The organism is Pengzhenrongella sp., assembly GCF_036565025.1.
Lineage (GTDB): Bacteria > Actinomycetota > Actinomycetes > Actinomycetales > Cellulomonadaceae > Pengzhenrongella.
The window spans coordinates 1-11,911 of sequence record NZ_DATCNW010000221.1 but is presented as its reverse complement, the minus strand read 5'-3'; the positions used below and the strand labels follow the sequence as shown (position 1 = coordinate 11,911).

The 11,911-nt window shown below is 72.1% G+C and carries 9 protein-coding genes; 1 reads left to right on the top strand and 8 read right to left on the bottom strand.

What is annotated here, in order from left to right:
- Window positions 1–63 precede the first annotated feature (63 nt).
- The 6 genes from VIM26_RS12785 to VIM26_RS12760 all read right to left on the bottom strand — a co-directional run bounded on the left by VIM26_RS12785 (window position 64) and on the right by VIM26_RS12760 (window position 7,099).
- Window positions 64–1,404, bottom strand: coding sequence for a pitrilysin family protein (locus VIM26_RS12785; protein WP_331951738.1), 1,341 nt, complete (start codon window positions 1,402–1,404; stop codon window positions 64–66).
- A 1-nt stretch (window position 1,405) separates the two neighbouring features.
- On the bottom strand, window positions 1,406–3,631 hold the full coding sequence (locus VIM26_RS12780; protein ID WP_331951737.1) for a polyribonucleotide nucleotidyltransferase: 2,226 nt from the start codon (window positions 3,629–3,631) through the stop codon (window positions 1,406–1,408).
- Window positions 3,632–3,832: 201 nt separating this feature from the next.
- Window positions 3,833–4,102 (bottom strand): 30S ribosomal protein S15, encoded by a 270-nt coding sequence (gene rpsO, locus VIM26_RS12775; protein WP_331951735.1) that lies wholly within the window; start codon window positions 4,100–4,102, stop codon window positions 3,833–3,835.
- Between the two features lie 90 nt (window positions 4,103–4,192).
- Entirely contained in the window at window positions 4,193–5,248 is a 1,056-nt protein-coding gene (locus VIM26_RS12770) for a bifunctional riboflavin kinase/FAD synthetase (protein WP_331951733.1), read from the bottom strand.
- A gap of 232 nt (window positions 5,249–5,480) precedes the next feature.
- Complete coding sequence (truB, locus tag VIM26_RS12765) at window positions 5,481–6,515, bottom strand: tRNA pseudouridine(55) synthase TruB (protein ID WP_331951731.1); 1,035 nt, start codon at window positions 6,513–6,515, stop codon at window positions 5,481–5,483.
- Window positions 6,512–7,099, bottom strand: coding sequence for a helix-turn-helix domain-containing protein (locus VIM26_RS12760; RefSeq protein ID WP_331951729.1), 588 nt, complete (start codon window positions 7,097–7,099; stop codon window positions 6,512–6,514). The genes truB and VIM26_RS12760 overlap by 4 nt, the downstream gene beginning before the upstream one ends.
- 72 nt (window positions 7,100–7,171) lie before the next feature.
- Here VIM26_RS12760 and VIM26_RS12755 point away from each other — a divergent pair, with 72 nt between their 5' ends.
- The gene (locus VIM26_RS12755) at window positions 7,172–8,656 is read left to right on the top strand and encodes a DHA2 family efflux MFS transporter permease subunit (protein WP_331951727.1); all 1,485 of its coding nucleotides are present in this window, start codon (window positions 7,172–7,174) and stop codon (window positions 8,654–8,656) included.
- A 53-nt stretch (window positions 8,657–8,709) separates the two neighbouring features.
- On the opposite strand, the gene rbfA is transcribed toward VIM26_RS12755, so the two are convergent.
- Both rbfA and infB read right to left on the bottom strand, forming a co-directional pair.
- On the bottom strand, window positions 8,710–9,156 hold the full coding sequence (gene rbfA, locus VIM26_RS12750; protein WP_331951725.1) for a 30S ribosome-binding factor RbfA: 447 nt from the start codon (window positions 9,154–9,156) through the stop codon (window positions 8,710–8,712).
- Window positions 9,157–9,242: 86 nt separating this feature from the next.
- A partial coding sequence (gene infB, locus VIM26_RS12745) for a translation initiation factor IF-2 (RefSeq protein WP_331951723.1) occupies window positions 9,243–11,911 on the bottom strand: 2,669 nt, incomplete at its 5' end.

Genomic DNA, 11,911 nt, shown 5'->3' with positions numbered 1-11,911 from the left:
TTGACGTCCTATAGGACGTCAACGCTCGGACGTTAGCGGGGGGGGTGGTGGCGAAGCCGCGGGTCAGTCGCCGAACGGGCCGATGCGGACCGTCGAGCGCGGGCGGGACGCGAGCTCGACCGCGAGCTCCTGCACGTCCTGCGCCGTGACGCCGCGGATCAGCTCGAGGGACTCGTCGAGGTCCGTCAGCTCGCCGTGCACCAGCTCGGCCTTGCCGAGCCGGCTCATCCGCGAGCCGGAGTCCTCCATGCCGAGCACCAGACCGCCCGAGAGCTGCCCGATGCTCCGGGTCAGTTCACCGGCCGTGATGCCGTCGTTCGCGAGACGTTCCCACTCCTGGCCGAGCAGGGCGGTCACCTCGTCGACCTTCGCCGGCGTGCAGCCCGCGTACAGGCCGAACGTGCCGGTGTCCGCGTGGCCCGACGCGAACGAGTACGTCGAGTACGCCAAACCGCGCTTCTCCCGGATCTCCTGGAACAGCCGGGAGGACATCCCCCCGCCCAGGGTCGCGTTCAGCACCGAGAGCGTGAACCGCCGCGGGTCGGTCGCCGTGAGCCCGGTCCCGCCGATGATGACGTTGGCCTGCTCGGTCGCCCGGCGCACGGTCAGCGTCTCGCCGGACAGCGGGATCCCGTCCAGATCGCCCGGAGCGGCGACGCCGAGGCGCCGTCCCCGCGGGGCCTGCACCGAGGACGCGTCCCAGCCACCGGCGTCGAGCGCGCCGAGCACCTGGGCGCACAGGGCGTCGTGGTCGACGCTGCCCGCCGCGGTCACGACGAGCGTGCGCGGGTCGTAATGCTCGCGGTAGTGGTCCCACACGGCCGCGCGAGGTACCGCGCGGATCGAGTCGGGCGTGCCGCCGATCGGGCGCCCGAGGGGATGGTGCCCCAGGACGACCGCCGCGAACTGCTCGTGCACGACGTCGGACGGGTCGTCGTCGTTCATCGCGAGCTCTTCGAGGATGACCCCGCGCTCGGTCTCCAGCTCGTCCGCGTCGAGCCGCGCCGAGGTGACCATGTCGGTGATGACGTCGACCGCCATCGGCAGGTCGTCGTCGAGCACACGCGCGTAGTAGCAGGTGTGCTCCTTGCCGGTGGCCGCGTTGGCCTCACCGCCGACGGCGTCGAACGCCTCGGCGATGTCCATCGCGGACCGCCGCGTCGTGCCCTTGAACAGCAGGTGCTCGAGGAAGTGCGTCGAACCGTGGTGACCGTCCCGCTCGTCGCGCGAGCCCACCCCGACCCACGCACCGACGGTCGCCGAGCGGACGCCGGGCATCCGCTCGGTGAGAACCCGGACCCCGCCGGGCAGGACGGAACGACGCACGATGGCGTCGCCGTCCTGCCCGGCGGTCAGCTCGCTGCCCGGTTCACCGGGCTGCGCGAGCGGGAAGTCGAGAGGCACGTCAGGCGTTGGCGTCGGCCGGTGCGCTGGGCGCCTCGACCGCGTCCTCGTCGGCGATCACGGCGTGCAGCGAGAGCTTGCCGCGGGGGTCGATCTCACCGATCTCGACCTGGACCTTCTGGCCCACGGACAGCACGTCGTCGACGTTCTCGACGCGCTTGCCACCGACGAGCTTGCGGATCTGCGAGATGTGCAGCAGGCCGTCCTTGCCCGGGGAGAGCGAGATGAACGCACCGAAGGGCGTGGTCTTGACGACCGTACCCACGAAGCGCTCGCCGATCTCCGGCATGAGCGGGTTGGCGATCGCGTTGATCGCCGCGCGGGCGGCCTCGGCCGACGGACCGTCGGTCGCGCCGATGTAGACCGTGCCGTCGTCCTCGATCGAGATCGTGGCGCCGGTCTCCTCCTGAATCTGGTTGATCATCTTGCCCTTCGGGCCGATGACCTCGCCGATCTTGTCGACCGGGACCTTCACCGAGATGACGCGCGGTGCGAACGGGGACATCTCGTCCGGGACGTCGATGGCCTCGGCCAGCACGTCGAGGATCGCCAGGCGCGCGTCGCGGGCCTGGGTCAGCGCGCCGGCGAGCACCGAGGCGGGGATGCCGTCGAGCTTGGTGTCCAGCTGGATGGCCGTGATGAACTCGCGCGTACCGGCGACCTTGAAGTCCATGTCACCGAACGCGTCCTCGGCGCCGAGGATGTCGGTCAGGGCGGCGTACCGCGGCTGGCCGTCGACGACGTCGGAGATGAGGCCCATCGCGATACCGGCGACCGGCGCGCGCAGCGGCACCCCGGCGTTCAGCAGGGACAGGGTCGAGGCGCAGACCGAGCCCATCGACGTGGAGCCGTTGGAGCCCAGCGCCTCGGAGACCTGGCGGATCGCGTAGGGGAACTCCTCGCGGCTCGGCAGGACCGGCATGAGCGCGCGCTCGGCGAGCGCTCCGTGGCCGATCTCGCGACGCTTGGGCGAGCCCACGCGGCCCGTCTCACCGGTCGAGTACGGCGGGAAGTTGTAGTTGTGCATGTAGCGCTTGCGCGTCTCGGGCGCGAGCGTGTCCAGCTGCTGCTCCATGCGGAGCATGTTCAGCGTGGTGACACCCAGGATCTGGGTCTCGCCGCGCTCGAACAGCGCCGAACCGTGCACGCGCGGGAGGACCTCGACCTCGGCGGACAGGGTGCGGATGTCCGCGAGCCCCCGGCCATCCATGCGGACGCCGTCGGTCAGCACGCGCTGGCGGATGAGGAACTTCGTGACGGCGCGCACCGCGGCCGACAGCTCCTTCTCGCGACCCTCGAACTGACCGGACAGCTGCGCGAGCGCGGCGGCCTTGATCTCGTCCAGGCGGTCCTCGCGGTCCTGCTTGTCCGCGATGGTGAGCGCGACGGTGAGGTCGGCCTCGACGGCGCCCTTGACGGCGGCGTACGTGTCGTCCTGGTAGTCGAGGAAGCGCGGGAACTCGCGAACCGGCTTGGCGGCGCGCGCGGCCAGGTCGGCCTGCGCCTCGCAGAGCAGCTTGAGGAACGGCTTGGCGGCCTCGAGGCCCTCGGCCACGACGGCCTCGGTCGGGGCGGTCGCACCCTCGTTGATCAGGTTCCAGGAGTCGTTCGTGGCCTCGGCCTCGACCATCATGATCGCGACGTCGTCGCCCGCGATCCGACCGGCGACGACCATCTCGAAGACGGCGCGCTCCTTGTCGGAGTACTTCGGGAAGGCAACCCACTGGCCGTCGACGAGCGCGATGCGCACGCCGGCGATCGGGCCGGTGAACGGCAGGCCGGAGAGCTGCGTGGACAGCGACGCGGCGTTGATCGCGAGCGTGTCGTAGGAGTCGTCGGGGTGCAGCGCCATGACGGTGATGACGACCTGGACCTCGTTGCGCAGGCCCTTGGCGAACGTCGGGCGCAGCGGGCGGTCGATCAGGCGGCACGCGAGGATGGCCTCGGTGGACGGGCGACCCTCGCGGCGGAAGAACGAGCCGGGGATGCGCCCGGCGGCGTACATCCGCTCCTCGACGTCGACCGTCAGGGGGAAGAAGTCGAACTGTTCCTTGGGGTGCTTGCCGGCGGTGGTGGCCGACAGCAGCATGGTGTCGCCGTCCAGGTACGCGACGGCGGAGCCGGCGGCCTGGCGGGCGAGGCGGCCGGTCTCGAAACGCACGGTGCGCGTTCCGAACTTGCCGTTGTCGATGATGGCTTCGCTGAACTCGATCTCGGGACCCTCCATGGGTGCCCTCCTCTTTGGTGAAGGCGCCGGTCCCACCGCGGCGGTCTTCGATCGAGGTCCGTGGAGCTGTGAGCTCCGCGAGCCACTACCGAGGACCGTACGAGGCCGGGACGGCGCGTGGGGTGTTTCTCGTGGTGTGTGTGCCACTGCCCTACACGGGACCAGCCCGGACCTGTGCAGGTCCGGGCTGGTGCGTGGTAGCTAGCGACGAAGGCCGAGCTTGCCGATCAGGGTGCGGTAGCGCCCGATCTCGACTCGCTGCAGGTAGCCGAGCAGGCGGCGGCGCTGGCCGACCAGCAGCAGCAGGCCGCGCCGGCTGTGGTGGTCGTGCTTGTGCTCCTTGAGGTGCTCGGTCAGGTCCAGGATGCGCTGCGTGAGCATCGCGATCTGGACCTCCGGGGAACCGGTGTCGCCCTCGTGGGTGGCGTACTCGGTCATGATGGACTGCTTCTTTTCTGCGCTGAGGGGCACGGTTCTCCTAGGTTGTCTCGCTGCGCGGTGCTCCGGGGCATGTCCACCCGGGCGCTCTGGGTCCGCGGCCGATCTGACGGCTCTTCGATGTTACCAGCCGGTTGCAGTGTCGCTCGCATCCTTGAGCAGGTCGCGGGCCCGGTCGACGTCGTCGCACATCGTCGCCACCAGCTCGTCCACGGAGTCGAAGCGCAGGGTCGGGCGCAGCCGCTCGACGAACTCGAACGCGACCTCCTCGCCGTACAGGTCGAGGTCGGTCCGGTCCAGCACGTACCCCTCGACCCGGCGCACGACGCCGTCGAACGTCGGGTTGGTGCCGACCGAGATCGCGGCGGGCAGCACGGCGTCCGGCGCGGTCGCGGGCTGCTCGAGCCGGCGCAGCCAGCCGGCATAGACGCCGTCGGCCGGGACCATGCCCGCGACGTCCGAGGAGAGGTTCGCCGTCGGGAAGCCGAGCTCGCGGCCGCGGGCGTCCCCGTGCACGACGACGCCGCGCACCCGGTGCGGGCGACCCAGCACGGTCGCGGCGACGTCGACGCGCCCCTCCTCGAGCAGCTCGCGGACCCAGGTGGAGGACCACCGGCGGTGCAGGGGATCGGCGGCGTGCTGCAGGCGACGCTCCTGCGGCGTGGCGGGCGCAGGCGTGTCCGCGTCGGCGACGGCGACGGGTCCGGCGGCGAGGTCCTCGATCACCTCGACGGTGAATCCGTACCGCTCGCCGAGCTCGGTCATGGTCGCCAGGTCACCGGAGTTGCCCCAGCCGAACCGGACATCGCGCCCGACCACGACGGTTCGCGCGCCGAGCGCGTTCACCAGGTAGCGGACGACGAACTCCTCGGGCGACTGCCGCGCGAAGTCGAGCGTGTACTCCAGCAGCAGGACCGCGGCGAGCCCGGTGCGCTCGAGCAGCCAGAGCCGGTCCTCGACCCCGGTGAGCAGCGGCGGCGCGGTGTCCGGGTAGTGCACCTGCGCCGGGTGCGGGGAGAACGTGACCGCGACGGCGCTCGCGCCGACCGCGCGCGCGTCGGCCACCATCCGGGTCAGCACGCTGGCGTGGCCGCGGTGCACGCCGTCGAAGTTGCCGAGCGTGACCACCGACGGCCCGAACCCTGGCGGTACCTGGGCAAGGTCGGTCCAACGGTGCACGAGCACTCCTGTTCCGGCGGACGACTTCTGCTGGGCGCCATGCGATGGGCGAGCGCTGCGCCGATGGGGCAACAGCGAGGACAAGAGTGCCACGCCCCGCGCTCGGGTCGGCGCGGGGGCCCGGGATCCGAGCCGAGGATCGGAGCCGGGACTCGGCCGACCGGACACGGCAACGTGTCAGCCGCAGCGTGCGGCAGGGACCGCGCGGGGGCCGACGGTTCTGGGGATCGGGTCAGGCCGGGGCGAACACCAGCACGGGGCGGGCGTGCGGGCCGCTGGTCGTGAGCAGCGCGACGAGCGTGCCGTCGGGCGCGATGGCCGCGACCGGCTCGCTGGCCCCGGGCTCGCCGGCGTCGATGCGCTTTCCGTAGGAGAGGTCGCGCGTCTCGTCCGGCGTGAGGTCCCGAACCGGGAACGTGGCGCGCGCGGCCTCGGCGAGCGGCAGCACGTCGAGCGTCACGTCGTCCGGGATCTCCTCGAGCTCGGCGAGCGTGCGGGCGCCGTCGATCCCGTACCCGCCGACCCGGGTGCGGCGCAGCGCGGTCAGGTGACCCCCGACGCCGAGCGCGGCCCCGAGGTCGCGCGCGAGCGCGCGGATGTACGTCCCCGACGAACACACGACCGTGACGTCGACGTCGAGGACGGGACCGGCGTCGTCGGGCACGGCGCGCACCTCGTGCACGTCGAACCGCGAGACGGTGACCGGGCGGGCCTCGAGGGCGAACTCCTCCCCCGCGCGGACCCGGGCGTACGCGCGCTGGCCGTCGACCTTGATCGCGCTCACCGAGCTCGGTACCTGCTCGATGCGCCCGGTCAGGGCCGCGACGCCGACGTCGATCGCGGCGCGCGTGACGCCCGACGGGTCGGCGCAGGTGAGCAGCTCACCCTCGGCGTCGTCGGTCGTGGTGGCGACGCCGAGCCGGATCGTCGCCACGTACTCCTTGTCCGCGCCGACCACATAGGTCAGCAGCTTGGTCGCCCGGCCGATGCCGAGCACCAGCACTCCGGTCGCCATCGGGTCGAGCGTGCCGGCGTGACCGACCTTGCGGGTCCCGGCGACCCGGCGCATGCGCGCGACGACGTCGTGGCTCGTCCAGCCCGCGGGCTTGTCGACGACGACCAGCCCGTCCGGCGCGGTCGGGCGCCGCGGCGGGCGGTCGGCTGAGGACCGGCGGGCTTTTCTCTTGTCCGGCGACGCCTGGCCGGACGGCGCCAGGTCCGTCGCGGACTGGTCCGCCGACTCCGGAGCGGCGGGTGCGCGGGTCATCGGGCCGCCTCGGCGCCGGCGCGGGCCACGGCCAGCCCCTCGCCGAACGTGCACAGGGCGAGCGCATCGAGGGCAGCGTCCTCGCCCGAGTGCTCCGTCGCATCGACCGCCAGCAGGACGTTGATGAGCATCCCGTGCGCGACGAAGATCCGCGCCTCGTCGGGCCCCTCCCCGGTGCGCTCGAGATACAACCGGAACGCCTCGCTCAGGGTCCACCGGGCGAGCTGCCCGATCTCCGGCTCGGATCCGGCGGCGAACCCGTGCATGAGCAGCCGCAGCAGGCTCCGGTCCGCGAGCAGGCCGATGTAGGCCTCGCCCATCTCGCGCTTCGCCTCGGGACCCGCCTCGACCGAGGCCAGGGCGTCGACGACGCGCCGGCTCGCCCGGGTGTAGATCTCGGCGAAGAGCTGCTGCTTGCCGCCGAACAGCCGCACCACGTACGGCTGCGTGACGCCTGCCGCACGGGCGACCTGATCCGTCGTCGTCCCGGTGTACCCACCTTCGGCGAACACCGCGAGCGCGGCCTGCAGGATCTGCTCCCGCCGCTGCCCCGCGGTCATCCGTCGTGCTGATTCCTCGCTCATGCTTGACATGTTATCAGCGGATAACTACCGTCGTCCACGTTGGTAATCATCCGATGCATACAGGAGTCGATCATGACCGTCAGCGCACCTCCCGGCGAGTTCGGCCCGCCGCCCCCGCAGACCCTGGCGTCCAGCACGGAACGCTCCCCCGACAAGGCCGGACCCGGCCCGCGGCGCGCCGTGCCGGTGGCCCTGGCGCTGGTCGCCGCGTCCCTGCCGATGTTCATGTCCACGCTCGACAACCTCGTCATGACCAGCGCCCTGCCGGTCATCCACCGCGCGCTCGACGCCAGCATCGAGCAGCTCCAGTGGATGATGAACTCCTACACGCTCGCGTTCGCGACGCTCATGCTCGCCGCCGCCACGCTCGGTGACCGCTGGGGGCGGCGCCGCGTGTTCGTGGGCGGGATCACGCTGTTCACCCTCGCCTCGATCGGCTCGGCGCTCGCCACCACCGCCGACGGACTGATCCTTGCCCGCGCGGTCCAGGGCGCGGGTGCCGCGGCGATCATGCCGCTGTCGCTGACCCTCCTCGCCGGCGCGGTCCCGCCGGTCCGGCGCGCGATGGCGATCGGGATCTGGGGCGGGGTCTCCGGGCTCGGCGTCGCGCTCGGTCCGGTCATCGGCGGCGCCGTGGTGGACGGCTTCTCGTGGCAGGCGATCTTCTGGCTCAACGTCCCGGTCGCGGCGGTGGCCATCCCGCTCATCCTGCGCGCCCTGCCCGAGTCCCACGGCCGGCGCCAGCCGCTCGACGTCGTCGGGCTCGTCCTGGTGGGGACCGGCGTGCTCGCCGGGGTCTGGGGCATCGTGCGCGCGAACGAGCTGGGGTGGGGCTCGGCCCGGGTGGCCGGAGCGCTCGTGCTCGCGGTCGTGCTGATCGCCGCCTTCGTGGTCCACGAGGGACGCACCGCGCACCCGCTGGTGCCGCTGCGACTGTTTCGCTCGCGCAGCTTCTCGGTTGCCAACGTGGCCTCGCTCGCGTTCAGCCTCGGGATGTTCGGTGCCGTCTTCCTGCTCACCCAGTACCTGCAGATCGTCGGCGGCTACACCCCGCTCGAGGCCGGGATCCGCACCCTGCCGTGGACGGCGGCGCCGATGGTCGTGGCACCCCTCGCGGGCCTGATCGCGCCCCGGGTCGGGGTCCGCGTGCTGCTCGGCTCGGGGCTCGCGCTGCAGGCGCTGGGGCTCGCCTGGCTGGCGCTGCTCGCCGACGCGTCGACGCGGTACGGCGACCTCGTCCCCGGCTTCATCCTGGCCGGGATCGGCATGGGCCTGACGTTCGCGCCGAGCGCCACCGCGGTGCTGGCCGACATGGCGCCGGAGGACCACGCCACCGCGAGCTCGACGAACGCGACGATCCGGGAGATCGGCGTCGCGCTGGGCATCGCGGTGCTGGTCGCCGTCTTCCAGGCGAACGGCGGCAACCTCACCCCGGACGGCTATGTCGAGGGCCTGCGCGCCGCGATCCTCACCGGCGCCGCGGTGGTGGCCGCGGGCGCCCTCTCGACCCGGTGGCTCCCCCGCACAACAGGCCGCACCCCGCAGCCCGAACGCTGACGCCCCCCGAACACCCAAAAAGTCTCGGGAGAGCTACCGCGGTCGAGTCGGGGTCAGGAATCCGACTCGTCGGAGTCGTGGTCCTCGGGCTTGCGGTAGGGGTCGGCGTCGCCGGCGTAGACCGCTCCGGAGGCGAGGGCGGCCACCTCGGCGTCGCGACGAGCGGCCTCGTTCAGGGCAGCCTCGAGCTGAGCCGCGGTCTCGGGGACGGCGTCGAGCACGAACTCCAGGGACGGCGTGAGCCGGATCCCGGTCTGCTTGCCGACCTCGGACCGGATCAGCCCCCGCGCGCTCTCCAGCGCCGCCGCGGAACCGGCTCGCGCCTCGGCGTCGCCGAGCACGGTGTAGAACACCGACGCGTGCTGAAGGTCACCCGTGACGCGCACATCGGTCACCGTGACGAAACCGAGCCGCGGGTCCTTGACCCGCGTGTCGATCATCTGGGCCACGATCACCTGGATCCGATCCGCGAGCTTTCGCGCGCGTGCGTGATCAGCCATGACTTGCTCTTTTCTTCTTGTGCCAACTGAACGGGAAAGCCCGGGTGACGACGCATGTCGTCACCCGGGCCTTTCACCTGCGACTTCTACTTGCGGGGCTTCTCCCGCATCTCGAACGTCTCGATCGTGTCACCGATCTCGACGTCGTTGAAGGAGCCGAGCCCGATACCGCACTCGTAACCCTCGCGGACCTCGGTCGCGTCGTTCTTGAACCGCTTGAGCGAGTCGACCGTGAGGTTGTCCCCCACGACCTTGTCGCCGCGCAGCACGCGCGCCTTCGAGTTGCGGACGATCTGGCCGGACCGCACGAGCGAACCCGCGATGTTCCCGAACTTGGAGGACCGGAACACCTCGCGCACCTCTGCGGTACCGAGCTGGACCTCTTCGTACTCGGGCTTGAGCATGCCCTTGAGGGCAGCTTCGACGTCGTCGATCGCCTGGTAGATGATCGAGTAGAAGCGGACATCGACGCCCTCGCGCTCGGCCAGCTCCTCGACCCGCTCGCCGAACTTGACGTTGAACCCGATGATGATCGCGTTGTCGACCGTCGCCAGGTTGACGTCGTTCTGCGTGATGGCACCCACCCCACGGTGGATGACGCGCAGGTCGACCTCGTCGCCGACGTCGATCTTGAGCAGCGAGTCCTCCAGCGCCTCGACGGCACCGGACACATCGCCCTTGAGGACGAGGTTGAGGGTGTCGACCTTGCCCTGCTGGAGCGCCTGAGTGAAGTCCTCGAGGCTGATGCGCTTGCGGCGCTTGGCGAGCAGCGCGGCCCGCTGGGCGGCCTCGCGCTTCTCGGCGATCTGACGCGCGGTCCGCTCGTCGGGCGCCACCAGGATGGTGTCGCCGGCGCCGGGGACCGAGGCCAGCCCGAGGACCATGACCGGACGCGCCGGACCGGCCTCGAGAACGGACTCGCCGTGCTCGTCGAACATCGCCCGGACCCGGCCGTGTGCGGTACCCGCCACGATCGAGTCGCCGATGCGCAGCGTCCCGGACTGGACCAGAACGGTCGCGACCGTTCCGCGGCCCTTGTCCAGGTTGGCCTCGATGGCCACCCCTCGCGCGGCCTTGTCGGGGTTCGCCCGCAGGTCGAGCGAGGCGTCCGCGGTGAGCAGGACGGCCTCGAGCAGCTGGTCGATGCCCTGGTTCTGCTTCGCGGAGACGTCGACGAACATCGTGTCGCCGCCGTACTCCTCGGCCACCAGGTTGTACTCGGTGAGCTGCTGGCGGATCTTGGCGGGGTTGGCCCCCTCCTTGTCGATCTTGTTCACCGCGACCACGATCGGCACGCCGGCGGCCTGGGCGTGGTTGAGCGCCTCGATCGTCTGCGGCATCACGCCGTCGTCGGCCGCAACCACAAGGATCGCGATGTCGGTGACCTGCGCACCACGTGCACGCATGGCGGTGAACGCCTCGTGACCCGGGGTGTCGATGAAGGTGACGGCGCGGTCGTTGCCCTCGTGCGTCGTGCGGACCTGGTAGGCACCGATGTGCTGGGTGATGCCACCGGCCTCGCCCGCGACGACGTCCGTCTGGCGGATGGCGTCGAGCAGCTTGGTCTTTCCGTGGTCGACGTGGCCCATGACGGTCACGACGGGCGGGCGGGCCTTGAGCTGCGAGTCGTCCTCGTCCGCCAGCTCGGCGTCCAGGTCGATGTCGAAGGCCCCGAGCAGCTCGCGGTCCTCTTCCTCGGCCGAGACCATCTCGATGACGTAGCCGAGCTCGCCGGCCAGCGTGCCGAACATGTCCTCGTCCAGCGACTGGGTCGCGGTCACCATCTCACCGAGGTGGAACAGCACCGTGACCAGGCTGGCCGGGTTCGCGTCGATCTTGTCGGCGAAGTCGTTCAGCGAGGAGCCGCGACGCAGCCGGACAACGTTCGTGCCGTTGCCGCGGGGAACCTGCACGCCACCGAGGGACGGGGCCTGCATCTGCTCGAACTCCTGGCGCTTCGCGCGCTTCGACTTGCGTCCGCGCACGGGCCGCCCACCGGCGCGACCGAACGCGCCCTGCGTGCTGCCGCGACCGGCGCCGCCGGGACGGCCACCGCCACCGGGACGACCGGCGAAACCGCCGCCACCACCGGGAGCGCCACCGGGCGCTCCACCGGGACGACCGGCGAAACCGCCACCGCCACCGGGACGCGCGCCACCACCGGCGCGGCCACCCGCTGCGGGACGGTCACCGGGGCGACCGACCGCGCTGCGCTGCGGCATCGAGCTGGGGCTGGGGCGCGGTCCACCGGGACGGGGCCCGCCGGGACGCTCGCCTGCGGGCGCCGGGGTGCCCGACGCCGCGGCGTCGGGTGCGGTGCGGCGCTCGCCGGGCCGGGGCATGCCCTGGCTCGGTGCGAACGGGTTGTTGCCGGGACGGGGTCCGCCGCCGGCGCGGGGGTTGCTGCCCGGGCGCGCGGGCGCGCCCGGAGTGGCAGCAGCGGCGGCGGGAGCGGCGGAGCTGCCCGCATCCCTCGAACCGCCACGCTCGCCACGATCGCTGCGGTCGCTGCGCTCGACGCCGCGGCCCATGCCCTGGCTCGAGGCGAACGGGTTGTTGCCCGGGCGAGGTGCACCCGGACGGGCGCCGGACGGAGCCGACGGCGCCTTGGCCGCCGGGGCCGGGCGGGGGCCCGGGGACGGTGCCGCCGAGGCGGCGCGTGCGACGGCAGCAGTCGCGACCGGAGCCGCGGGTGCGGCCGGTGCTGGTGCAGCCGGAGCAGGTGCGACGACAGCGGCTGCTGCCGGCGCGGGAG

Coding starts and splice junctions, on each gene's coding strand:
- VIM26_RS12780 (WP_331951737.1), bottom strand. CDS start 3,631: ATGGAGGGTCCCGAGATCGAGTTCAGCGAAGCCATCATCGACAACGGC.
- rbfA (WP_331951725.1), bottom strand. CDS start 9,156: ATGGCTGATCACGCACGCGCGCGAAAGCTCGCGGATCGGATCCAGGTG.
- truB (WP_331951731.1), bottom strand. CDS start 6,515: ATGACCCGCGCACCCGCCGCTCCGGAGTCGGCGGACCAGTCCGCGACG.
- VIM26_RS12760 (WP_331951729.1), bottom strand. CDS start 7,099: ATGAGCGAGGAATCAGCACGACGGATGACCGCGGGGCAGCGGCGGGAG.
- VIM26_RS12755 (WP_331951727.1), top strand. CDS start 7,172: ATGACCGTCAGCGCACCTCCCGGCGAGTTCGGCCCGCCGCCCCCGCAG.